The organism is Pseudomonas sp. MT92, from assembly GCF_058792515.1.
This window is the reverse complement of sequence record NZ_JBXAFA010000003.1, coordinates 438,644-462,630: the sequence shown is the minus strand read 5'-3', so window position 1 is coordinate 462,630 and position 23,987 is coordinate 438,644. Positions and strand designations below refer to the sequence as shown.

The following is a 23,987-nucleotide window of genomic DNA, read 5'->3' as shown; positions in this document are numbered from 1 at the left end:
TTGTCACGCCTCGGCGAAGCGTTGCAGCTGCATCTCCTGCAGGCGACTGAGGGTGCGGCGGAACGGGAACTCGAGATAGCCCTGGGTGTAGAGCGAGTCCATGGGCACCTGCGCTTCGAGGTACAGCGGCACCTTGCGGTCGTAGCACTCGTCCACCAGGGCGATGAACCGGCGCACGCCATCATCATGCACCGACAACTGCGGCAACTCGCGATCGCCGGCCACCACTCGCTCGACCCCATCCTCAGTGCCACGGGCTATGCGCCCTTCGCGTTTTTGAGCACTGAGATTGGGTACATCGCTCAACAGAATAGCGCTGCAGGTGTCACACAGGGCCATGAAATCCATGGCGGAAAACGGCTGTTCACAGAGGTCGGCGTAACGACACCAGACGACGCCCCGGCTGGCCTGGACCACATTGAGCGAGCGGTAGCCAACCTGAATCGGAGCATTGGAAACCGCCTGACCGACGGTCAACGCCTTGAACACATCGCCAAGGGCACTCGATTGTCCGGGCGTGGCCACCCAATAACGCTGCAAGCCCTGCCCCGGATGCAGGCGATGGTCTTCCCCGCCATCCACCGCAATCACCTGCATGTGCTGCTTGATCGCCGCAATGGCGGGCAGGAAACGGTCGCGATTGAAGCCGTCGGCGTACAACTGGTCGGGCGGCAGGTTGGAGGTGCAGACCACCACCACGCCCTGCTCGAACATGACCTGGAACAAGCGCCCGAGAATGATGGCGTCACCGATGTCATTGACGAACAGTTCGTCGAAGCACAGCACCCGCACCTCGTCGGCCAGCTCCCGAGCCAGTGCCTTCAACGGGTCGGCAGTGCCGGTCAGTTGAAACGAACGCTGATGCACCCAGCCCATGAAGTGGTGGAAGTGCTGGCGCCGGGCCGGCACCCGCAGGTGTTGGTAAAACTGGTCCATTAACCAGGTTTTACCGCGCCCGACCGGGCCCCAGAGGTACACGCCCATGATCGGCGCCCGACCTTCATGCAAGGCTTCGTGGCACGTTTGCAACGCCCAGACGGCATGTTCCTGGGCTTCGTCCTGGACGAAACCCTTTTGTTCTATGGCGTGTTGCCAGGCGCTGAGTGGGGAGTCGACATTCATGGGCGGCAGTATGCCACTGGACAGCATTATCTTCAGTGAAATGTCCCGTGGGTTCTGCATCGAGGAAAAAGCATCACTCAGGTCGAATACAACATGGCCTGTGACACTCTCACCCCGAGCAGGCGCCCAAATGCCGGGTTGTAGTTACCGGTCAACCTTATGCTTCGCCGCGTACAAGCACAGCATTTCCATGGCCAGGGTCGCGGCCGCCAGCGAGGTGATCTCGGCGCTATCATAGGCCGGCGCCACTTCCACCACGTCCATGCCCACCAGGTTGATCCCGCGCAAGCCGCCCAGAATCTCCAGCGCCTGCACCGTGCTCAAACCGCCGCACACCGGCGTCCCGGTGCCCGGAGCGAAGGCCGGGTCGAGGCAGTCGATGTCGAACGTCAGGTACACCGGGTGGTCGCCGACCCGCGAACGGATGGCCTCGACGATCGCGTCCACGCCCCGCCGATGCACTTGCCGTGCATCCAGCACTTCAAAGCCCTGGTGATCGTCGTTGGTGGTGCGCAAACCGATCTGCACCGACCGCGAAGGATCGACCAGCCCCTCCTTGGCGGCGTGCCAGAACATGGTGCCATGGTCGATGCGCTTGCCCTCCTCGTCCGGCCAGGTGTCGCTATGGGCGTCGAAGTGAATCAGCGACAGCGCGCCGTGCTTGCGGGCATGGGCCTTGAGCAGCGGATAGGTGATGAAATGATCGCCGCCGAAGGTCAACATCGCAGTGCCAGCATTGAGGATGTGTTCGGCATGGGCTTCGATGCATTCCGGCGTCGACTGCGGCGATCCGTAATCGAAGTCGCAATCGCCAAAGTCAACGACCGCCAGGTGATCGAACGGGTCGAAGGTCCACGGCCAGTGGCGTTCCCAGGCAATGCCGGTGGACGCGGCACGGATGCCCCGTGGCCCGAAGCGTGCACCGGGACGGTTACTGGTGGCCGTGTCGAATGGCACACCGCTGACCGCGACGTCGACACCGCGTAAATCGCGACTGTAGCGACGACGCATGAAACTGGTGATACCGGCGTAGGTGCTTTCGGCGGCAGTGCCGTAAAGGCTGTCACGGGTGATGGCTTGGTCGTTCTGCACTGGGACGTCCATTGAAGGTTCCTTGTTATTGGCGGCTACGGAAAGTGGTCCACACGCGAGTGCGCTGACGCATGTCCTTGAGGCTCATGCTGCGGTCGGCGTACAGGCGGTCACGAATGTCGGCGGGTGGATAGATGTCCGGATCAGTGCGCACAGCCTCATCCACCAGCGGCGTGGCTGCCTGGTTGGCCGTGGCGAAGAACAGCGTGTTGGTCAGCGCGGCGACCGATTCGGGGCGCAACATGAACTCGATGAACTGGCGGGCGGCTTCGGGGTTCGGCGCATCCTTGGGGATCGCCAGGTTGTCTTGCCAGACGATGGTGCCTTCCCTGGGAATCCGGTAGGCGATTTCGTACGGCTTGTTGGCCTTGTGCGCCTGATCCGCAGCCATGCTGGCATCACCGTTGTAAGTCAACGCCAGGCATATACTGCCATTGGCCAGGTCATTGATCTGCCGCCCGCTGGCGACGTACAGCACCGATGGCTGCAATTGATGCAACAGCGCCTGCGCCGCATCCAGATCGTTCTTGTCGGTGCTGTAGGGGTCTTTGCCCAAGTAGTGCAAGGCCAGGCCGATCACTTCCTGCGGCGAATCAATGATCGCGACGCCACAGTCCTTGAGCTTGCTGGCGTATTCGGGCTTGAAGAGCAAATCCAGGCTGTTGAGCGGCACATTCGGCAGGCGCTTTTGCACCGCTTCGACATTCATCCCCAGCCCCAGGGTGCCCCAGGTGTAGGGCACGCCATATTGATTGCCAGGATCGACCGCGGCGAGTTTCTCCAGCAGATCCGGATCAAGATTCGCGTAGCCCTTGAGGCCTTCATGGGGAATCGCTTTCAGCGCGCCCGCCGCCAGACCACGCGCCAGTACGCTGGACGAGGGCACGACCACGTCATAGCCGCTGCCACCGGTGAGCAACTTGGTTTCGAGCACTTCCGGTGCATCGAAGGTGTCGTAGCGCACATGAATGCCGGTTTCCTGCTCGAAACGTTGCAAGGTTTCGGGGGCAACGTAATCGGCCCAGCTATAGAGATTGACGACTTTGTCTTCAGCCTGGGCCGAGGCGGCCACGGCCAGGAGCAACGCGGTTAAACACAGCTTGAACTTGGGAGCCATGACGAACACCTGTCAAGAGGAAGTGACTGCAGGATGCGTCGTCGGATACATTGGTGAAATATCAAGTTTATTAACCTGACATTACCCGGGAGTAATGTTTGATGCTCGGTCAACTCCACGATCTGGACCTGCAACTGTTGCGCCTGTTCGTCAGCGTGGTGGAATGCGGCGGATTCAGCGCGGCTCAGGGTGAACTGGGCTTGAGCCAGTCCAGCATCAGCCAGCAAATGGCCAAACTGGAAACCCGGCTCGGTTATCGCCTGTGCAGTCGTGGCAAGGGCGGATTCAAGATCACCCCCAAGGGCGAACAGTTGCTCTCGGCCACCAAGGCTTTGTTCGAATCCATCGAAGCGTTCCGCCATCAATCCAACGGCGTGGCCGGAAGATTGATCGGCGAAGTGCGCCTGGGCCTGTCCGAAGCCCTGGATCAATCGGTGCTGCAACGAGTGGCCGACGCTATCCGGCGTTTCCGTGAACGAGACGAATCGGTGCGCATCGAATTGATCAGTGCGATGCCCGGCGAAATGGAGCGCTTGTTGCTGCAACAGCGGCTGGACCTGGCCATCGGTTATTTCTCCCAGGTACAAAGCGCTTTCGATTACCGCGAGCTGTTCAGCGAAACCCAGCACCTGTATTGCGCCCCCGGTCATCCGCTGTTCGACAATGACGCGCCGGATGATCAGGCATTGCAGGCCTGCGACCGGGTCGATCATCCCTACCGCTTCCTGCGCAGCGACGAACCGTTCCAGGGAAAATTGTGTTCGGCGCGCTCGGAGCAGGTCGAAGGCACCCTCGCCTTCATCCTGTCCGGCAAGCATGTCGGGTATCTGCCCAGCCACTTCGCCCGAAGCTGGGAAGACAAAGGCTTGCTGCGGGTCGTCCGCCGTGAAGGCATGAGCTTCGATGTAGCGTTTCACCTGGCCCGCCATCGCGCTCTGGTCCCGGGGGATGCGCAAAAGGCGTTCGAAGAGGATTTGCTCGCCGCGTTTGCCTGAAATCCAGCGAATGCCCTGTGGGCGAGCTTGCTCGCGATGACGGCGTGTCATGCATCATTTACGTTGGTTGACTCACCGCTATCGCGAGCAGGCTCGCTCCCACAGGTTGTGCGGGGTTTCGGGGCTTTGCTCGCCACAAAAGGGGCTTTCTGGCATCCTGCGCCTCCATTTTCTGACCCGGCCCGCCTTCTGGCTTGCACAACCCCATGACTGCTTCTGAAAAACCGCCTGCCCCGCGCCACAACGACCTGATCTATGGCCTTAACGACCGCCCGCATCTGACCGCCACCGTCTTCGCCGCCCTGCAACATGTGCTCGCCAGTTTCGTCGGCATCATCACCCCGACGCTGATCATGGGCAGCGCCCTGGGCCTGCAAAGCGAAATCCCTTACCTGATCAGCATGGCCCTGTTCGTCTCGGGCCTGGGCACCTTCGTTCAGGCGCGGCGTTTCGGGCCGGTAGGTTCCGGCCTGCTGTGCCTGCAAGGCACCAGTTTTTCGTTCATCAGCGTCATCCTCAGCGCCGGCTTCATGGTCAAGGCCCGAGGGGGCGGCACCGATGAAATTCTCTCGACGATTTTCGGCGTGTGCTTTTTCGCTGCGTTCATCGAAGTGGTGTTGAGCCAGTTCATCGGCAAACTGCGCATGCTGATCACTCCGGTGGTGACCGGCACGATCATCACGCTCATGGGGCTGTCGCTGATCAAGGTCGCCATGACCGACATCGCCGGCGGTTTCGGCGCCAGCGACCTGGGAGCAGCCAGCCACCTGGGCCTGGCCGCGCTGGTGCTCGGGACGATCGTGGTGCTGAACCGGGTTGATGTGCCGTTCCTGCGTCTTGGCGCCATTGTCATTGGCCTGACCCTGGGCTACGGGGTCGCCTGGCTGTTGGGGCACGTCGACTTCGCCAGCCTGCCCGCCGTGCCGCTGATGAGCGTGCCGGTGCCGTTCAAATACGGGTTTTCGTTCGATTGGGTGGCGTTCGTGCCGGTGGCGGTGATTTTCCTGGTGTCGCCACTGGAAGCGGCTGGTGATCTGACGGCCAACTCGATGATTTCCCGGCAGCCGGTCAAAGGCCCGGTGTATATCCGCCGCATCAAGTCCGGGCTGTTGGCCGACGGCCTCAACTCGGCCATGGCGGCGGTGTTCAACAGCATGCCGATGGTGACCTTCGCGCAGAACAACGGCGTGATTCAGCTCACCGGCGTGGCCAGCCGTTACGTGGCGTTTTTCATTGCCGGCCTGTTGGTGCTGCTGGGGTTATTCCCGATGATCGGCGCGGTGCTGCAACTGATGCCCAAACCGGTGCTCGGCGGTGCCGAGCTGGTGATGTTCGGCACGGTGGCGGTGGCCGGGATCAAGATCCTTGCAGAAGCCGGACTGCATCGGCGCAACATGCTGATCGTGGCGATTTCCCTGGGCATGGGCCTGGGCGTGGCGGCAGTACCAGAAGTCCTGCGTGAACTGCCCCAGGCCCTGCACAACATTTTCGAGTCGCCCATCACCGTCGGCGCGCTGTGCGCTATCGTTCTGAATATCTTCCTGCCTGAAGAGTTCATTGAGCTGGAAGAGGACGAGTTCGATCCCGAGGCCTCGGTACTGCAAGTGATGCAGAATCCCGATGTCCCGCCCCGGGGTGAACCCCAAACGCCTGCGGGTGTCGCACAGGTGAACCGCTAGATCGCGCTCAAGGGCTGAGTCGCTGGTGGTTCAGCCCTTTTCTCCATGAGAGCACGTCAATGCGCAGTGTCCAAGCGGTCCTTCTTTCCCTCCTGATGCTCGGCCTGAGCGCCTGTAGCTCGTTCCCCAACAGCGATCCGCTGAACGTCAACGTCGTCGGCATCCAGCCGCTGCAAGGCCAGGATATGGAAGTTCGTTTCGCCGTGAAGATCCGCGTGCAGAACCCCAATGGCACCAACGTCAACTACAACGGCGTGGCACTGGACCTGGAAATCAACGGTCAACCCTTCGCCTCCGGGGTCAGCGATCAGTCCGGTTCAATTTCGCGCTATTCCGAGACCGTGTTGACCGTGCCGGTCAGCGTGTCGGCCTTCTCGGTGCTGCGGCAGACCATTGGGTTGAGCCAGGTACAAACCCTGAACAATCTGCCCTACGTCCTGCGCGGCAAGTTGGCCGGTGGCCTGTTCGGCACCACGCGTTTCGTGGACAGTGGCAAACTCAGCCTGCCGGGGCCGATGACCGGCAGCCGGTAAGCACGATTTCAAGGAGCGATAAAGAACATGGAAGCCACCCCCACGCTTTCCACAGAGCGCCTGATTCTGCGTCCGCTGGAACTGGCCGATGCCGAAGCCATCCAGCAACAATTCCCGCACTGGGAAGTGGTGCGCTACCTGAACGTCTTGGTGCCATGGCCCTATCCCGCCGATGGAGCGTTCATTTACTTGCGAAACATCGCCCTGCCGGCCATCGCCCGGGGCGAGGAATGGCATTGGTCGATCCGTTTGAAGTCGGCCCCCGGGCAATTGATCGGCAATATCAGCCTGATGAATGAACAGGACAACAACCGCGGATTCTGGCTTGCACCTCGATGGCAAGGTCAGGGACTAATGACGGAAGCGACTGAGGCGGTGACCCGGTACTGGTTTGAAACCCTGGGTCGTGACGTGTTGCGCGTGCCCAAAGCGGCGCCGAATATTGCTTCGCGCAAACTTTCCGAGCGTACCGGCATGCGCCTCATCCACACCGAGGTGGGCGATTTTGTGGGTGGACGATTTCCGAAAGACGTCTGGGAAATCACCCGCACCGAGTGGCTCGAGCAACGCTGACTCATCATTTCCTCGGCGAATGAACACCGACACTTGGAATGCCGCCACTCAAATGTAGGAGCGAGCTTGCTTGCGATAGCGTTGGAACAGTCAACAAACGTGTTGGATGCGCCTCCGTGATCGCGAGCAAGCTCGCTCCTGCAGAAGCTATGCGCTGAATTTCACACCGGGTCTGGCTCGCTCATCCACCGTCAACTCGAATACATCCGGACGCGCATAGTGGCCCACCACGTCGTAGTCGTAACGGGCGCGGACCAGATCATCGGTGTCGATTTCAGCCGTGAGCAAACCTGGCCCGTCACGTAATGGGCCGGCCAGAATGTCGCCCATGGGACCGACGATCACGCTGCCACCGGCAATCAGCGGTCGCTGCGCCGGCCAGTTGGCGATGTCGACGCCCAGGGCTTGCGGCGAATCCTGGACCTGACAGGCGCTGACCACAAAGCAGCGGCCCTCATGGGCAATATGGCGCATGCTGACCTGCCACATCTCCCGTTCGTCCACGGTCGGCGCGCACCATACTTCAATGCCTTTGGCGTACATCGCAGTGCGTAGCAACGGCATCATGTTTTCCCAGCACACCACCGCCCCAATCCGCCCGACCTGGCTATCGATCACCGGCAGGGTCGAACCATCGCCCTTGCCCCAGATCAGGCGTTCGGTGCCGGTGGGCATCAACTTGCGGTGCTTGGCGACCAGCCCCGCCTGCGGGTCGAAATATAGCGCGGTGCAGTACAAGGTGCTGCCGGCGCGCTCGATCACGCCGATGACCAGGTTGGCGCCCGTGCGCGCCGACAACCCGGCCAGCGCATCCGTCTCCACCCCTGGTACATCAATGGCGTTGGCGAAATAGCGGGCGAAGGCTTCGCGGCCCTCGGGCAATCTGTAGCCCAATTGCGTGCCAAAGCCCTCACCTTTCGGATAACCGCCCAGCAAGGCTTCGGGCATCACCACCAGCGCAGCGGCGGATTCGATGATTGCGTTTTCATACGACAGGATCTGTTCCAGGGTTTCGCCCTTGCCACCGGGCAAGGCGCCAATTTGCAGGGCGGCAACAATTGATTTGGGCATCGCGGTCACTCCATTCACATCAGGTGTTGCTGATTCTCCGGCCTCACGCAATCATGAATAAAGCCCCACTCACTGCTGAATGATATGAATCAAATGAATATCACCGACGTCGACCTCAACTTGCTCAAAGTCTTCGAAGCCCTGCATGAGGAGTCCAGCGCCAGTCGCGCCGCCCTGCGCCTGGGCGTCACGCAATCGGCAGTCAGTGCGGCGTTGCGCCGGCTGCGCGAGGTGTATGGCGATCCGCTTTTCGTGCGCACCGGTCGTGGCCTCGCACCAACGCTCAAAGCCAATCAATTGAAACCGGTGGTCAGCGATGCGCTGAACAAATGCCGGCAGAGCCTGGCCATGGTCGACCCGACGGCCAACCATTACGACGGGCGCGCCGTGACGGTGGGCATGTCCGATGATTTCGAGATTGCCTACGGCCGACGATTGATCGAGGAAATTGCCCGCAGCGCACCGAAGTTGCGCCTGATCTTTCGCCAGACTCACAGCCAGATCGTCGCGCAGGCGTTGATGGACCGCAGTATCGATCTGGCGATTACCGCCGGCGGGTTTGCCGAACGCTTGCTCAGTCGTCAGGTGCTGGGGGAAGGAAGCTACCTGTGCCTGGTCGATCCACTCAGCCTGGTCGAGGGCCAGCAGCACATCAGTCTTGAGGAGTTCGTGGCCCGCGAACACATTCTGGTGTCGTCGGGTGGGTTCATCGGGATCACCGACGAAGGCCTGGCGGCGGTCGGTTTGAACCGACGGGTCTGTGCCTCGACCACGCATTTTGCGGCATTGCCGCATCTGCTCAAGGGCAGTCAGGCGGTGGCGACCATCCCGGCCCACGCTGCCCGAAGCATCGCGGCGCTCACAGGGCTGGCGCTGCTGCCCTGCCCTTTGGCGCTACCCCGCTACCCGATCGAACTGGGCTGGCGTACCAGCACTCAGCTCGATCCGGTGGTGTTGAAAGTGCGTGAAGCGATCGTCGCGAGTTTTGCCTAGGCGTTACTTATTGGCCGCCATCAGGCGATTGACTTCACTGCGCACCATGTTCGAGAACTCCGGCGGCGACATGCCATCCAGTTCGGCGCGGACCCACTCGGCCCATTTGCCTTTGCGTTTGGCGCGCTCGCCAAACAACCGTGCGGCTTCGCCCTTGGCTTTGCCCAGGTTGGTTTGCCAGAGTTCGAACAGACGTGATTTCTCATCTTCAAGCGCAGCGCGCTCGGCAAGGGGTTTGTCGGCCAGATTGAAGCTCATGGGAATTTCCTGCTGCGTAAAATAGGCGACATCTTACACTGTAGGATGAATCGTCCTGCGCCGGATTTTTGCAGGATCAAGTCCGTGGGAAAAGTCGCTGCAACTTTTTCAATCGCGGCGCACTCCATTGTTCACTGTCCACTTACCTGCAAGGAGTCCTTAAATGGCCCGGAAAACCGCCGCACAAGTCGCCGAAGATCAAATCAAGGATCAGGCATTCAGTGAGTTATCGGCGCTGATAGAAGAGTCGGAGAAGCTGCTGAAAAGCAGTGCCTCCCTGGTGGGAGAGGAAGCCGAGACGCTCCGCGGGCAGATTGCCCAGAAACTCCAGCTGGCCCGGGACTCGGTCACCAGTGTGCGTGATCGGGCCAAACCTGCGGTCGACGCCACCGAAACCTACATTGGCGGCCATCCATGGCAAACCGTTGCGGTTTCTGCCGGGTTTGGCCTGGTGGTCGGGTTGCTGCTGGCCCGCCGCTGAATTCCGGTCACCCTTGAACGTGTAGGAGCGGCCTTGCTCGCGATGGCGGCGGCACATTCAACATCAATGTGCCTGATCGACCGCTATCGTCGAAACGCCGCCCGGCGCAAGCTCGCTCCTACATTGATCGGGGGTGTTATTCCAGGATCAAAGCCCCGCCAGTTTCCGCAGACTGGCCAGTGTCTGCTCATCCAGGGCAATACCCGCCGTTGCCGATTTCGCGCGTTGCTGATGACGCCGATCACCCGGCAAGCGCTTCAAACCCACCCCGTGCATCTGCCGCACCAACTCCTGGCTGCGCTCGGCGAAGCTCTGGCCCGCCGCCTTGGAAGGATCGATCACGATCAGCAATTGTCCGGTCCATGGGGTCTTGGCGCCGGGATGGTTGTTCCAGTCGAACTCGAAAGAAAAATTGCCTCCGGTCAGGGCCGCCGCCAACAACTCCACCATCATCGACAGCGCCGAGCCCTTGTGCCCGCCGAACGGCAGCAACGCGCCACCTTCGAGGATCGCCTTCGGGTCCTGGGTCGGCTGACCGAGGCTGTCCACGCCCATGCCGGGTGGCAACCGCTCGCCCTTGCGCGCGGCAATCTGCACGTCACCATGGGCAGTGGCACTGGTGGCCAGGTCGAAGACAATCGGATCACCGTCGGCCCGCGGCGCCGCAAAGGCGATCGGGTTGGTGCCAAACAACGGTCGGTCGGCGCCATGCGGGACGACGCAAGTCATGCTGTTGACCACACTGAGCGCTACCAGCCCCTCATAAGCGAACGGCTCGACGTCCGGCCACAACGCGGCGAAATGGTGGGAATTGCGGATCGCCAGTACCGCGATGCCGGCACTGCGGGCTTTTTCCACCAGCAAGGCCCGTGCGGCGGCGAGGGCCGGTTGCGCGAAGCCGTTGTCGGCGTCGACCCGGACAAACCCCGAAGCCACATCCTCGACCACCGGTACGGCCTTGCCGTTTACCCAACCGCTCTGCAGCGTCGAGACGTATCCCGGCATCCGGAACACCCCATGACTGTGCGCGCCGTCGCGCTCGGCGCCCGCGCAGTTTTCAGCCAGCACCCGAGCGACCTCGGCCGAGGTGCCATGATGCTGGAATATCTTCTCAAGCAACGCTGTCAGCTCATCGAAGGACAGGTTTTGCGAGACAACAGTAGACACTTGATCGTGTGGCGCAGACATCTGAAGCTCCAGACTAATTTTTGGAGGGGGCAACAGCGTATATAGACCGACGATTAACAACGCGGGGCGAACGACCTGTCAACTTTTAGATGAGGCCATGGCATCCGGGAGGAGTATTGCGGTGTCACAAACGCCTGACAACCGGGTAATAACTATCTACCACCTTTAGCCATTCGAGGTTTTTTAGGCTCGAGACTCTACCCACCGGCGCACTCATCGGCGCCCCGAAAGAGACTCGACGATGCCCGCATCCCCCGCTCCACTTTTTTTCCCCGAGGCCCTGCAATCCCCCGGACTCTGGAACGACCTTGGCAAAATCCACGGGTTGTCCCGCAAGGACTTCGAATGGCTGGGCCACGTGGAACTCGCCAGCCAGGCACTGCGCAATCAACAAACGCCGCCCATGCTGGCGCACAACATCCTGGTCCACGCCGAAGGAATCGACTCCACGCCCCTGGTCGGCAGTTTTGTCTTGAGCCTGATGCCGGATGACAACGGATTGATCCTTTACACCCCTTACGACGGCATCAAGAAGTTCGACAGTCTTGTCACGCTGAAAAACCAACTTCAACAGCGCCTCAACAGTGCCACCGAGGACGATCGGCTACTGGCACTGATGTCGCTGGCGCAGCGTAAAGCCTTGGCTGCCGGCGACAAGATCCAGGTGACATTCCAGGTCGTCGAGGGTGACGTATTCGAGGACCAGCGCGCGGCCATCGCGCACCAGCAACGACTCAACGATCAGGCGATACTCGATGAATTGCTCATGCTCCCGTCCCTCGCCTCGTTGCTCAATACGATGCTTGATGAGTGGCTGCAGTCGGCATTTCCAGGCCTGGATCAACGCCGAACCCGAGTCAATTTCTACGCCGTGCCCACGCCGGAGAACCCCCACCAGGAACAGGTTCGACGCTGGCGCAGCTCACTGTCGCTGAGTGACGCGGTATTGCTTTACTACCGCCATCAACACTGGCCCAGCGGCGAACTTCATGAGTTTGCCCATCCGGACAGGACATCGACCAGCACCGAGCAGCAGCACTGGGAAACCGCTGTAGAAGCCGTTTCGAACAAACTCAATTACCTGCTTTCCAAGCTACTGCAGCGGTACTGGGAAGCGGTTGCGCTGGGTGGCGGTTCGCGCCGCAGGTTTTTCAGTCGCGCAATCGGTGAGCAGGCACGCGCGGAGTTACTGCTCAAACGCGAAGCCGGAATCCTCAGCCCGGAACAGTTCCAGGCCTTGCACGGCATGATTGAGCCGACCGCCACGACGATCAGGCGCCCGACGGCGGAAACCCTGCGTCTGTGGGAGTACCCGGCGCATTATGTCGAGCTGGCCGGCTCGTTGATGATCAGCCATGCCAATGCCTACCTCTACACCCCGACTCAGGGGTTACAGATATTGAAGGACTATGAGGACCTCAAGGCCACGTTACTGAGCAAGTTCAGCGCGGCCGGTCACGAGGACGAACTCTTTGGTCTGCTCACACTGGAGGAACGCAATCGCTTCCTCGGCTTCGATAAACCTCATGTTTCAGGGGAAGTGATTTCCGGTTCGACATTCAACACCCTGTTCGAGGCGATCATCTGCAAACAATTGCAAAACATGGAGTACGCCTTGCAGGTGTTCCGTCACAGCGACGGCAACGTGGACATCCACGCCCTGTTCGACAAGGCGCTGGATATACGCCCGATGCTCAGCGAGCGCTTGCTGACGCTCGACGCCCATGGGCGCTGGAGTACCCGGCCGGTGCTGGCGGGCAAGCAACAGCCCTCGATCGTGCGGGCAGACACGGCCGCCCAGCACATCAAAACCTTCAACGATGTGGAGGCGCTGATCCGCGCCGACTTCGCCGCTCAACCGCTTGCCTCATTGGCGCTGCAACGGGTCTATCTGGCGAACATGAAACCTCGACTGGCCCACGCCCTTTCCGTCGGGATACGCGGGGAAGCCAGCCTGCGCGTCCTGCAAGCCACGCTGCGAGACGTCGAACAAGCGATCGTCGATACCGTGCTCAACCCAGACCAACCGGATCGCAAGAATCGCCGCGCGCTCAACGGTTTCCGGCCAGACGCTTACTCACTGGTCCTTGAGTGCTCCGGGCAGCAGGACGTATTGCCGCTGTCCAACTGCCTGGTGCTGACCGAGCGTGGCGGGCTCGATAATCAGCATTCAGGCCGGGCCATTCTGTGGACGCCGGCGGCAGGGCTGGAGATCTTCGCTTCGGTCGAGAGCGTAAAACAGGCACTGAACCTGCGCCTGCTGGACCCTCGCAAGCGCCTGGCACTGCTGGAAAACCTCACGGCCGCCCAACGCAAAATCCATGGCCGTTATTCACTCAACTCCCTGCGATTGATCGAGGGCAACGTCCTGCAGCACCTCTCGCAATCGGCCATCGATCACTTTCTGTCGGCCTGCGAGCACCTACGCACACAGGACCTTGGCGATGAGAAAAAGCACAAAGCCCTCAAGTCGCTTGCCAATACCGTCATCGACACCAATTTGCGCCGGGCCACGCTGATCGCCAAGAGCATCTCGCGACAGCAGACCTTGCCGGCCTGGCTTGGCATGGCACCGGTGCAAGAGCAGCAATTGCACATGGAATTGCTGGAGCAACATCGCCACAGCGTGACAGACGATAAAGACTATCTGCACGGGATACAGACCCTGTCGTCCTACGTGCATGCCCGCCTGAAAACCTTGCTCGCCAGCCGATTCCCCGACACGACGCTAGACCCTGACGAGATCGAAATCACCCCCAACCTGGCCCTGGCCGGACCGTCTCGAACCCTGACCGAGTTTGCCCTGAACCACATCAACATCGCTCAAGGGACCGGATTCAAGATCGCTTCGGCGACCGGCCAGACCTTGCCAGACCGTCTCGACCGGACAGCCATCCAGCAACTGCTTCAGTCGCTGGAGATCCAGCGCGACTACGCCACCTTGGTGAACGACGCGTTGACCGGTGCCGATGCAGACAGCCGAAAGCTGCGTTTTGTCCGGCAACTGCCGTGGCAGTTGTTGCAACACGCCCATGCCTTGAAACTGCAGCAACGCCTGTCTGCCGCCGCCTTCGACTTGATCGGGCAAGTCGTGGACATGCCGGACGCGATCGCCCGGGCGGCCGTCCAGGGAGCGCACGCCATCGTCCGGCCGCTGGAACTGATCAAGACGCCGGGGGCCAACGCCGTAAAAGCCCCGGGTCTTTACCTGATCGGTCCCGAAGCCGGAAAAGACGGGCCCCAAATCCTGTATGCGCCCTACCACCCGACGGCGGTTTTCAGCGAGTTCGAGAACGAAGCCAGCCTGATCGCGGCCTTCAATCAACCGGGGTCGCTGCAGGACCTGTTGATTCGCCGTCTACCGGAAAGTCAGCGCACGGTGTTCGCCAACCTGTTCAAGTCCACCGTCGGACAAGCGAGCGAAGTCACCCTCGCCTCATCCCCCCTGGCGGGCAACTTTCTGGGCCAGATGTTCAGCGACAACGCCAACCTGTTGTCGCAGATGTTCTACAGCCAGTCCGAGACCCGCGGTCAGTCGGACTGGGAGGCGATAAAAAACCTGTTCAGCGCTGGCATCAAACGGGGGATTGGCCTGTTGCCGGGCAAACTCGCCTGCGTGTCGTTTTTGTGGCAAAGCTTCAAAGACTTCGAGGCGTCCGCCGAAGCACTGCAGGACCACCATTGGCAAAAGGCCCTGCAGGCCTTCGTTGCCGGTGCCATTCAAATGGTCTCCCTGGGACGGTTGTCGCTGGAAACTTCCACCATTGCCGAACAAGCCACCTCCGAAGCAGCGCCGGTGGTTCCCCCGGTGACCGATCCGCAATGGGCCACAATCCGCCCGACGGCGACGTCGCGTACGGCACTGCAGCCCTTCGAAGCACCCACCGTGGCCTTGCAGGATTTTAACAAGAGCCAGACTGACGGCACCTACTCCGACCCGGTCAGCAAAACAAGCTACGCCGCCATCGCCGGCAAGGTGTACACGGTGAACAAACCGGGTGCGGTCTGGCAGCTCCTGCGGGACAAAGTGAGCGGCCCGTCGCTGCGGCAATCGCTGACACGGCAAATGGTGGTCGACCCGGACATGCACACCGTGCACTACGGCAAAGCCCTGTCGAAAATGCACAATCAATACGTGATTGCCCATGAGGTCAGGCAGGTATTGAACATCGAAGCACGGGGCATGGAAGACATACGCACCCACCATCCCGAAAAGGCCCGGATGATCGTGCAGGCCATCGATATGGCGCGCTACTACGCCTTCAACAGCCTGCATAACCTGGCGCAACTCAGGCAACTGCTCCCCGGTACGCGACTGGATACCTTCCTCAAACGTTTCTTTGATGTTCGCAACGTCGATAACAGTCTGCTCGACAAAATCAAACAGACCATCGTTCCCATCTGCACGGCACTGGTAGATCCCGATGAAGACTTGCTGAACAGCGAACGATTTATCGTCGGTTCGAACAAATACCAATACGCCAACCTGATCGCTTTCGTCGTGGAGCAGGATGCACGCAAAAACGTGCATTTCACCGAAAGGTTCTTCGATCAGCAACTGGACTGGTACAAGTCCTGTTTGACCGAGCCCTTCAATGTCGACGGACACAGTCAGGCCGCCACGCTGATCCATGAGTTCGCGCACCAGTTTTCAAAGGCCGTGGATATCGCATCGCTGGAAGCGAGACGGCCATTCAGTGATCTGGTGACACCTATTACCCAATATGGGCATGCGATGAAGCAAACCCAGGTTGATTTCCAGCGAGCAGCGCTATCGCTCGCGACACCTCGGGAGGAACTGTTCGCCCGCTGGAGTGACAATGAGCAGGCATGGATCGACCTGGACGAGATTCCAGGCTTGAATCACGTGGGCAAGGCGATCCTGAAAATCGTCGGCACCCGGACAATGGAAGGGGCACGGGAAGCCTTTCTCGACCAGCACAACCCGGACAAGCGGATTGAGATCATCTTGCGCAACGCCGATTCGATTGCATTTCTGATCTGCGAGATGGGCCGACAACTGGACCCGTTGCCCGGCACGTCCGCCCCACAGGTCTGACCGACACGAACAGGCGCGGCCGCGCGGGGCTGCGCATGTTTTTTTGCTGCGATGATGGACACGACCTGGCACCGCCAGGTTTGCGTGTCTTGCCGAAAAACAAGCGTCCTTTGATGGGTAATTGCCATGACTGATGTTCTCGCCGACTGGCTCAAGGTTAGAATGCGGGAAATCAGGATGAGTCAATGACCGACAACGCTCTCTCGCCAGCCGAATACGATGCCATCACCGATGCGGCAGCGCACTGGTGCATGCGTTTGCACGCCGATGACTGTACCGCGCAGGAACGTCTGGCGTTCGAGCGGTGGCGGGATGCCCACCCGCTCCATGCGTTCGAGTACCAGGCGATGCTGGAAATCTGGGATGTCGCCGGGGATTTGCCCCGTCCCGAACCTGTCGTCGCACCGATGGTTCAAGCCAAACCCCGGACACCCTGGCGTACCTTCGGCATCGCCGCGGCGGTGTGTGCCCTGGCGCTGCCGCTGGCGGCCTACAGCGGTTGGAACCTCGGCTGGTTGCCGAATTCGTACCAGCACTTCGAGGCCACCGATTCTGTTCGTCAGGTCACCCTGCAGGATGGCAGTCAGGTCGAGCTGAACCTGGGCAGCGAGCTGACGTACAGCCACTACAAGGATCAGCGTCGGGTCACCTTGAAAACAGGCGAAGCTTTCTTCAGCGTCACCCATGACACCACCCACCCGTTCGTGGTCAAGGCCGGCGAAGGCAAGATCCGCGTTACCGGCACCCGATTCAATGTCTGGATGTACGAAGACCAGGTAAAAGTGAACCTGATCGAAGGTTCGGTGCTGGTCAGCAGCCACGATGACCCGTCCGGCGATGGTGTGCGACTCGGCCCTGCCATGCAGGCAAGCTATCAACAGGGTGATCGCGTCCCTCGCATCAGTCAGACTGACGACCACGACAATTCGCTGGCCTGGCGTAGCGGCAAACTGGTCCTCGATGACCTGGCGCTGAGCGATGCGCTGCCATTGATCAACCGCTACCTGAAAAAGCCGCTGATGATCGCGGATCACGGCACCGGTGCGATCCGTATCGGCGGGGTCTACAACATCAAGGAGCTCGACACCCTGGTGGCGACACTACCCAAGGTGCTGCCGGTCTACCTGACCCGCAACAAGGACGGCAACCCGGTCGTCAACTCCATTGCGCAACAAACGCCGAAAAGCTGAAGGCCGCCCCCCCTTGCCGGGTGCGGCCCCCCGGTTCTGCGTACTGACACGCACAGCGCATCCACTGCGCAACGAAACAAACGACGAAAATCCAGGCCAATGGCGGGTAATGCTGCGGGGCTCACGGGTTGCTGACGCAATGACGACGAAATTTCTACATTCTTGTCTTCATGATTTGCGTGGCTCATACGTCCAGTCAGGTACGAGCGCACACGTGTTTTTCCTGATGAGCCTCGCAACAGGAGTTTTGCCATGTACAACTCGCAACTGCCGACGGACGGTAGCCATGCGCCAGTCAGCACCGCCATCGGGAGCGATACCTTTGACCCGCCTGCCGAACGCCACGGCAATGAGCGGATCAGGTTACTGCTCAAGAGCTTCGGCCTGCGAACCAGTCTGATTCGCCTGAAAGTCATCGACGCCTTGCTGAGGGCCGCCGAACAAGACCGCAGCCTGGGCGTGCGTGGCGTGCACACTCAATTGCTGGAACTGGATATTCCGCTGTCCTTCCTGAGTGTGCGCGAAGTGCTCAAACGCCTGTGCAGTGAAGGCGTGATTGTCCTCAATCCGGACAAAAGCTACAGCCTGCACCCGAAGGCCGCCGCTGTCCTGCAACAGGCATGATCAAACCCTGGGCCTATTGCTCAGGGCTTGACCTTGCGGCGCATCACGCCATTGATGACCACCACAATCACCGCCACGCCAATGGCGATGTACTGAAACAGCTTTTCGCTGATGACCCCTGTGCTCTGCAAATACGAAAGGCCAAACATGATTCCCAGCACCACCAGGGAAATCAGAATCGAGTATTTCAAACGTTGCGACTGGGTCATTGCCATTTCCTGAATGTAAGCCTGAACCTGAAAAATGTATCCGCTTTGTATCCGAATGCATGCCAAGACCCTACTGTCTTTCGGGGATGAGTGGCCGCAAACGGGGTCTCATGTTACAGCCGATGAAGAGTTTTAGCTTTATCTCGGCGATAACCATGAGGATTTTCAAATGTTGCGTCGAATCACCCTGCTGATTCCCCTGCTGGCTCTATTGTCCCTGAGTGGCTGCATCGTGTTCCCCCACGGTGGCTGGCACGACCATGACCGTCACTACGATCACGGCGGACCGGGTTACTACCAGCGTCGATAACACCCGTCATTCATCAGACGGCGCGTCCTTCAGTCAGCGAACTGACAAACAGGTTTTCTTAGTGGAGTCTTGATCCGGAAAAATAATGGCCTGGCCCGTTCGATTGCCTGAGCGGGCCAGCACTGTTTGAATTCAGGCTGTCGTTCGACGTTCCTGCCAGGTCTAAGCGCCGGGTCGCCGCTCTCGACATCAGTTTCAGGCTCTGCATCCCCCTCTACGAGGTACCTGACAGTTTTGTAATGTCCGCCTCATCGGCTTGTCAGATGGGATCTGCGAGGCTAGGGCTGAGCAACTCTGTATCAATTAGAAACAATCCTTGAATGCCCGAAAGGATATTTTGGTCAGAATGCTTTCCTTTGCCCGCAAGACGAGACCCATTTTCCATGCGAAACCCTCTGCGTCTGGCTGCCTTGAGCGCCCTGTTGATCTCCTCCCTGGCCCAGGCCGCCGACCTGATCCCTATCGAAGTCCATCGCGACGCCAATTGCGGTTGCTGCAAAAAATGGATCAGCCACCTGGAGGCCAACGGCTTCAAGGTCGAGGACCATGTCGAAAGCAACATGAGCGAATTCAAGCAACAGCACGGCGTGCCACCGCGTCTGGCGTCGTGCCATACCGGTTTGATAAACGGCAAATTCGTCGAAGGTCACGTACCGGCCGATCAGGTAGTGGCCCTGAGCAAGCGTGACGATCTCCTGGGTGTTGCCGCGCCCGGCATGCCCATGGGCTCGCCCGGCATGGAGATGGATGGCATGAGCGATGCGTATCAAGTTATCGGCCTGAAAAAGGACGGCACCGATGTGGTGGTAGCGGACTACCCGGCCCATTGATTTTCGGCGCTTACATGGGGCTGTTCCTGGCAGCCTTCGGTGCCGCGACGCTGCTGCCCTTGCAGTCCGAAGCGGTCCTGGTGGGGCTGCTGCTCAGCGACCGGTATTGGCTGTGGTCGCTGCTGGCAGTGGCGACCCTGGGCAATGTCCTCGGCTCCCTGCTGAACTGGTGGTTGGGCCGCGCCATCGAACGTTTTCGCGAACGGCGCTGGTTTCCGGTCAGTCCTCGGCATCTGGAACGGGCCCGTCATCATTACCAGCGTTACGGTCATTGGTCGCTGCTGCTGAGCTGGTTGCCGGTGATCGGCGACCCGCTGACCCTGGTGGCCGGCGTCATGCGTGAGCCATTGGGGCGTTTCCTGCTGATCGTAACGCTCGCCAAGGGCGCCCGTTATGGGGTGCTGGCCCTGATCACCCTGGGCTGGATGGGTTGAACCCACCGCGACGGCGATTGCCTGATTAATGTCGCCCTAATCCAGCCGATCCAGCATCGGCGGATTTCCCATGGAGTTCCCCCATGTCACCTACCCTCTCCCGCTGGTTGCCCGGTCTGCTGCTGAGCGCTGCGCTGCCGCTCAGCGCTTACGCCGAGGGACCGGCGTATGGTCCTGAGCTGCAAGGGTTCGACTACCCCTACACGGTCAAGCATTTCGAGTTTGAGTCCCAGGGCCAATCCCTGCAAATGGGCTACATGGATGTCGCCGCCCATGGCAAGGCCAATGGCCGCAGCGTCGTACTGATGCATGGCAAGAATTTCTGTGGTGCGACCTGGGACACCTCGATCAAAGCCCTGAGTGACGCCGGTTATCGGGTCATTGCCCCGGACCAGATCGGTTTCTGCACCTCCAGCAAACCCGAGCGCTATCAGTACAGCTTCCAGCAACTGGCGAGTAACACCCAGCAACTGCTCAAAGCCCTGGGTATCCAGAAGGCCAGCCTGCTCGGCCACTCCACCGGCGGCATGCTCGCCACCCGCTACGCGCTGCAATACCCCGAACAAGTCGAGCAACTGGCGCTGGTCAACCCCATCGGCCTGGAAGACTGGAAGGCCCTCGGCGTTCCCTGGCGCTCCGTTGACCAATGGTACGAGCGCGAACTCAAGCTCAGCGCCGACGGTATCCGCACCTATGAACGCAACACCTATTACGCCGGGCGCTGGAAGCCTGAGTTCGACCGCTGGGTGGACATGCTGGCCGGCCTGAACAAAGGCCCGGGCCATGCGCAAGTCGCGTGGAATTCGGCGCTGATCTACGACATGATCTTCAGCCAGCCGGTGTATTACGAGTTCCAGAACCTGAAGATGCCGACCCTGCTGCTGATCGGCACGTCCGACACCACCGCCATCGGCAGCGACATCGCGGCTCCCGAGGTCAAGGCAAAAATCGGCCACTACGACGTGCTCGGCAAGCAAGTGGCACAACGGATTGCGCAATCGACATTGATTGAGTTCCCGGGCCTGGGCCACGCACCGCAGATGGAAGAACCGGCAAAATTCCATCAGGCGCTGCTCGCCTGGCTAAACAAAACCAACCCCGTGCGTTGATGAGGTAAGGCAAATGGCGGTGCAAATTGCAGTAATTGACGATTGGCAGGACGTGGCCCGCAACGTGGTCGACTGGTCAGTGCTCGAAGGCATCGGCCCAGTGAGTTTCATTCATCAATACCCTGCGGACGACGCCACGATGGCGGCTCGCTTGAGTGAGTTTGACGTGATCTGCGTGATGCGCGAACGCACGCGCTTTGATGAGGCGCTGCTTCGCCAGTTACCCAAACTCAAATTGCTGGTCACCGGAGGCATGCGCAATTTCGCCCTCGACCTCAAAGCCGCCGCCACCCAGGGCATCCAGGTGTGCGGTACCGACAGCTACAAGCACGCGGCCCCGGAACTGACCTGGGCGCTGATCATGGCCGCCACCCGCAACCTCGTGGCGGAAGCCAATGCCCTGCGTGCCGGTGTATGGCAGCAAGGGCTGGGCGGCGACCTGCACGGCAAGACCCTGGCGATTCTCGGCCTGGGCAGCATCGGCCAGCGTGTCGCGCAGTTCGGGCAGGTGTTTGGCATGCGCGTCATCGCCTGGAGTGAGAACCTTACCGCCGAACGGGCCGCGCAAGTGGGTGTGAGCCATGTCAGCAAACAGGAGCTGTTCGAACAGGCCGATGTGTTGTCGGTGCATCTGGTGCTCAGCGAGCGCTCCAGAGGCCTGGTGGACGCCGAGGCACTGGGCTGGATGAAACCCACGGCGCTGCTGGTCAATACGGCGCGGGGGCCGATTGTCGATGAGGCTGCCTTGATCAAGGCCTTGCAGAAACGTCAGCTGGCAGGCGCGGCGCTGGATGTGTTCGACATCGAGCCGTTGCCCCCTCTGCACCCCTTCAGGACCCTGGACAACGTCCTGGCCACACCCCATGTCGGGTATGTCAGCCAACAGAATTACCAGCTGTTCTTTTCACAGATGATCGAAGACATTCAGGCCTGGTCCGCCGGTACGCCCATTCGGTTGCTGATCTGAGTACAAGCCTGCTGCCACAGGTTTTGTGCACACTGCGAATTTCTGTGGGAGCGAGCTTGCTCGCGAAAAGGCCAGATCAAACACCACGCCGCCAACTCATGCACCGCAATGGTGCGCCCCAACTGTTTGCCTACGCACACCGATGTGACAGTTCTGCTTCTTTTTCAGCCGTTTTAACAAAAAAAACTGCACTTCGTCGGTGCGTTTGCCTCGCAATCCGGCACGTCCGTACCTCGTTAAACCGATTGTCGAACAATTTTGCCATCTGAGCTTCACCGCTCTAAGTTCTGGCCTAGACTCACGTTCGCGGGAAAAAACCGGTCGGTCACAAAGTGGAAAAAAAGTCGAAACTTTTGCCTTGGGTGATCGGTCGACTGAAAGGTAGGTGCGTTACGACTGGTGCAATCTTTGCAACGGCTCCTCCACCCATTCTGCTTCAGCGCATTTGGGCAGCACTTGCTCATCGATGTGTAGCGCTTTTGCGCCCGGCCACAGGAATTGGCCATGAAATGCCGTTTGCCAGACCTAAGAATTAGATCAACAACACGGGAGATGCATATGATCAGTGCGGCTTTAGATATTCAGGGAGAGCGTGCTCATCAACAGGTCGGTGAATCGAGCGCCGTGAGCGCCCACAGCGCCCAATCGATTAGTGTGCCCGTCACCAAGGTGCTGACACCGGTTGCCAGTCAGAACCCGAACAAGAAAAAAGTACTGTTTGTGACCTCCGAGATCGCCGATCTGGTGAAAACCGGGGGCCTGGGCGACGTTTCCGCGGCATTGCCCCGCGCGATGTCGCATCTGCACGACGTGCGCGTGCTGATTCCCGGTTACCCGCAGGTGCTGCACAGCGAGAACCCGATTCATATCATCGGTGAGCTTGGTGGCCATGCCGCCCTGCCACCCTGCAAGATCGGGCGCATGGACATGCCCGACGGTCTGGTCATTTACGTGTTGATCTGCCCCGAGCTGTACGAACGCGAAGGTTCGCCTTATGGCGCCAACAACGGTCGCGACTGGCCGGACAACCACATTCGCTTCGCCCGCCTGGGCCTGGCGGCCGCCGATATCGCCGCCAACCTGGCACAAATTCACTGGTGCCCGGACCTGGTGCATGCCCACGACTGGCCGGCCGGCCTGGCGCCCGCCTATATGCACTGGCGCGGGCAACGCACGCCAACCCTGTTCACCATCCACAACCTGGCGTATCAGGGCGTAACCAGCCTCGGCTCCTGCCCGGAACTGGGCATTCCCCACCACGCGCTGCAACAGGAAGGCATGGAGTTCTACGGCAAGATGTCGTTCCTCAAGGCCGGCATGGCCTATTCGAGCCACATCACCACCGTCAGCGCGACCTACGCCCAGGAAATCACCACACCAGCCTTCGGCTGCGGTCTCGATGGTTTCCTCGCCGCCAAGACCCAGCAAGGCCTGCTCAGCGGCATTCCCAACGGCATCGATGAAAGCTGGGATGCGGCCACCGACACCCACCTGTTCCGCCCTTTCAGCATTGGCGATTGGGAAGGCAAAGCAGTCAACGCCGCCCACGTACGCGAACTGTTTGGCCTGGAAGACTCCGAAGGCCCGCTGTTCGCCGTGGTCTCGCGACTGGTCTACCAGAAAGGCCTGGACCTGACCGAAGCGGTCTCCGAATACATTGTCAAATCCGGTGGCCAGATTGCGATCATCGGCCGGGGCGAACCGGAAGAAGAACAAGCCATGCGCGAACTGGCGTTGCGCTTCCCCGGGCAAATCGGCGTACGCATCGGCTTCAACGAGACCGACGCCCGACGCATGTTCGCCGGCAGCGACTTCCTGTTGATGCCTTCGCGTTACGAGCCTTGCGGCTTGAGCCAGATGTACGCCCAGCGTTTCGGTTCGTTGCCGGTGGCGCGCAACACCGGCGGTCTGGCCGACACCATTGAAAACGGTGTGACCGGTTTCCTGTTCGATGAATCGACGGTGGAGAGTTATCAGCAAGCCCTGAGCCGTGCCTTCAAGGTGTTCGCATTCCCCGATCTGCTGCATGCCATGCGTTGCCGGGCCATGGCGGCACCGTTCAACTGGTGCAAGGCCGTCGAACCCTACGCCGAACTCTACGAACAACTGGTGGCCAAGGCGCTGGGGAAATCGCACAAACAATAAAGAGGGTT

At 60.2% G+C, this 23,987-nt stretch carries 22 protein-coding genes; 15 read left to right on the top strand and 7 right to left on the bottom strand.

Annotation, left to right across the window (positions count from 1 at the left end; translation table 11 throughout):
* Positions 1–3 precede the first annotated feature (3 nt).
* The 3 genes from zapE to AC1Q6D_RS07905 form a co-directional block, all read right to left on the bottom strand.
* Positions 4–1,122, bottom strand: a complete 1,119-nt coding sequence (gene zapE, locus AC1Q6D_RS07915) for a cell division protein ZapE (RefSeq protein ID WP_103406106.1) — start codon at positions 1,120–1,122, stop codon at positions 4–6.
* A gap of 144 nt (positions 1,123–1,266) precedes the next feature.
* Positions 1,267–2,226, bottom strand: coding sequence for an agmatinase (speB, locus tag AC1Q6D_RS07910; protein WP_103406069.1), 960 nt, complete (start codon positions 2,224–2,226; stop codon positions 1,267–1,269).
* A gap of 13 nt (positions 2,227–2,239) precedes the next feature.
* Positions 2,240–3,331, bottom strand: coding sequence for a polyamine ABC transporter substrate-binding protein (locus tag AC1Q6D_RS07905; RefSeq protein WP_103406070.1), 1,092 nt, complete (start codon positions 3,329–3,331; stop codon positions 2,240–2,242).
* Positions 3,332–3,432: 101 nt separating this feature from the next.
* Here AC1Q6D_RS07905 and AC1Q6D_RS07900 point away from each other — a divergent pair, with 101 nt between their 5' ends.
* The 4 genes from AC1Q6D_RS07900 to AC1Q6D_RS07885 all read left to right on the top strand — a co-directional run bounded on the left by AC1Q6D_RS07900 (position 3,433) and on the right by AC1Q6D_RS07885 (position 7,111).
* Entirely contained in the window at positions 3,433–4,326 is an 894-nt protein-coding gene (locus AC1Q6D_RS07900) for a LysR family transcriptional regulator (RefSeq protein WP_103406071.1), read from the top strand.
* 206 nt (positions 4,327–4,532) lie between these two features.
* Entirely contained in the window at positions 4,533–6,005 is a 1,473-nt protein-coding gene (locus AC1Q6D_RS07895; protein WP_103406072.1) for a nucleobase:cation symporter-2 family protein, read from the top strand.
* Between the two features lie 59 nt (positions 6,006–6,064).
* Positions 6,065–6,538, top strand: a complete 474-nt coding sequence (locus AC1Q6D_RS07890) for an LEA/WHy family protein (RefSeq protein ID WP_103406073.1) — start codon at positions 6,065–6,067, stop codon at positions 6,536–6,538.
* A 27-nt stretch (positions 6,539–6,565) separates the two neighbouring features.
* Positions 6,566–7,111, top strand: a complete 546-nt coding sequence (locus AC1Q6D_RS07885) for a GNAT family N-acetyltransferase (RefSeq protein WP_103406074.1) — start codon at positions 6,566–6,568, stop codon at positions 7,109–7,111.
* 147 nt (positions 7,112–7,258) lie between these two features.
* Here the strand turns inward: AC1Q6D_RS07885 and AC1Q6D_RS07880 are convergent, their stop codons facing one another.
* A complete protein-coding gene (locus tag AC1Q6D_RS07880) occupies positions 7,259–8,182 on the bottom strand; it encodes a carbon-nitrogen hydrolase family protein (protein WP_103406075.1) in 924 nt (307 codons plus the stop codon).
* An 84-nt stretch (positions 8,183–8,266) separates the two neighbouring features.
* Between AC1Q6D_RS07880 and AC1Q6D_RS07875 the strand changes: the two genes are divergently transcribed.
* The gene (locus AC1Q6D_RS07875) at positions 8,267–9,175 is read left to right on the top strand and encodes a LysR family transcriptional regulator (RefSeq protein ID WP_103406076.1); all 909 of its coding nucleotides are present in this window, start codon (positions 8,267–8,269) and stop codon (positions 9,173–9,175) included.
* Positions 9,176–9,178: 3 nt separating this feature from the next.
* Here AC1Q6D_RS07875 and AC1Q6D_RS07870 read toward each other — a convergent pair whose 3' ends face one another.
* The gene (locus AC1Q6D_RS07870; RefSeq protein WP_047528516.1) at positions 9,179–9,433 is read right to left on the bottom strand and encodes a hypothetical protein; all 255 of its coding nucleotides are present in this window, start codon (positions 9,431–9,433) and stop codon (positions 9,179–9,181) included.
* A gap of 163 nt (positions 9,434–9,596) precedes the next feature.
* On the opposite strand from AC1Q6D_RS07870, the gene AC1Q6D_RS07865 reads away from it, so the two are divergent.
* Positions 9,597–9,914 (top strand): ElaB/YgaM/YqjD family protein, encoded by a 318-nt coding sequence (locus AC1Q6D_RS07865; RefSeq protein ID WP_047528515.1) that lies wholly within the window; start codon positions 9,597–9,599, stop codon positions 9,912–9,914.
* A gap of 147 nt (positions 9,915–10,061) precedes the next feature.
* On the opposite strand, the gene AC1Q6D_RS07860 is transcribed toward AC1Q6D_RS07865, so the two are convergent.
* Positions 10,062–11,102 (bottom strand): Ldh family oxidoreductase, encoded by a 1,041-nt coding sequence (locus AC1Q6D_RS07860; RefSeq protein ID WP_103406077.1) that lies wholly within the window; start codon positions 11,100–11,102, stop codon positions 10,062–10,064.
* A 241-nt stretch (positions 11,103–11,343) separates the two neighbouring features.
* Here AC1Q6D_RS07860 and AC1Q6D_RS07855 point away from each other — a divergent pair, with 241 nt between their 5' ends.
* From AC1Q6D_RS07855 to AC1Q6D_RS07845, 3 genes are all read left to right on the top strand, one after another.
* The gene (locus AC1Q6D_RS07855) at positions 11,344–16,161 is read left to right on the top strand and encodes a dermonecrotic toxin domain-containing protein (protein WP_103406078.1); all 4,818 of its coding nucleotides are present in this window, start codon (positions 11,344–11,346) and stop codon (positions 16,159–16,161) included.
* 185 nt (positions 16,162–16,346) lie between these two features.
* Positions 16,347–17,351 carry a FecR family protein gene (locus AC1Q6D_RS07850; protein WP_103406079.1) on the top strand — a complete coding sequence of 335 codons (1,005 nt, stop codon included), beginning with the start codon at positions 16,347–16,349 and terminating at the stop codon, positions 17,349–17,351.
* Positions 17,352–17,603: 252 nt separating this feature from the next.
* The gene (locus AC1Q6D_RS07845) at positions 17,604–17,975 is read left to right on the top strand and encodes a fe2+ zn2+ uptake regulation protein (RefSeq protein ID WP_103406080.1); all 372 of its coding nucleotides are present in this window, start codon (positions 17,604–17,606) and stop codon (positions 17,973–17,975) included.
* A 20-nt stretch (positions 17,976–17,995) separates the two neighbouring features.
* Here AC1Q6D_RS07845 and AC1Q6D_RS07840 read toward each other — a convergent pair whose 3' ends face one another.
* Positions 17,996–18,184: a hypothetical protein gene (locus tag AC1Q6D_RS07840; protein WP_047528508.1), complete on the bottom strand. Its 189-nt coding sequence runs from the start codon at positions 18,182–18,184 to the stop codon at positions 17,996–17,998.
* 169 nt (positions 18,185–18,353) lie between these two features.
* Between AC1Q6D_RS07840 and AC1Q6D_RS07835 the strand changes: the two genes are divergently transcribed.
* From AC1Q6D_RS07835 to glgA, 6 genes are all read left to right on the top strand, one after another.
* Positions 18,354–18,494, top strand: a complete 141-nt coding sequence (locus AC1Q6D_RS07835) for a hypothetical protein (RefSeq protein ID WP_167361821.1) — start codon at positions 18,354–18,356, stop codon at positions 18,492–18,494.
* A gap of 383 nt (positions 18,495–18,877) precedes the next feature.
* Positions 18,878–19,324 (top strand): DUF411 domain-containing protein, encoded by a 447-nt coding sequence (locus AC1Q6D_RS07830; RefSeq protein ID WP_103406081.1) that lies wholly within the window; start codon positions 18,878–18,880, stop codon positions 19,322–19,324.
* Positions 19,324–19,758 carry a YqaA family protein gene (locus tag AC1Q6D_RS07825; protein ID WP_103406107.1) on the top strand — a complete coding sequence of 145 codons (435 nt, stop codon included), beginning with the start codon at positions 19,324–19,326 and terminating at the stop codon, positions 19,756–19,758. The genes AC1Q6D_RS07830 and AC1Q6D_RS07825 overlap by 1 nt, the downstream gene beginning before the upstream one ends.
* 83 nt (positions 19,759–19,841) lie before the next feature.
* Complete coding sequence (locus AC1Q6D_RS07820; RefSeq protein WP_103406082.1) at positions 19,842–20,867, top strand: alpha/beta fold hydrolase; 1,026 nt, start codon at positions 19,842–19,844, stop codon at positions 20,865–20,867.
* A 13-nt stretch (positions 20,868–20,880) separates the two neighbouring features.
* Positions 20,881–21,834, top strand: a complete 954-nt coding sequence (locus AC1Q6D_RS07815) for a D-2-hydroxyacid dehydrogenase family protein (protein ID WP_103406083.1) — start codon at positions 20,881–20,883, stop codon at positions 21,832–21,834.
* A gap of 558 nt (positions 21,835–22,392) precedes the next feature.
* A complete protein-coding gene (gene glgA, locus AC1Q6D_RS07810; RefSeq protein WP_103406084.1) occupies positions 22,393–23,979 on the top strand; it encodes a glycogen synthase GlgA in 1,587 nt (528 codons plus the stop codon).
* Positions 23,980–23,987 lie beyond the last annotated feature (8 nt).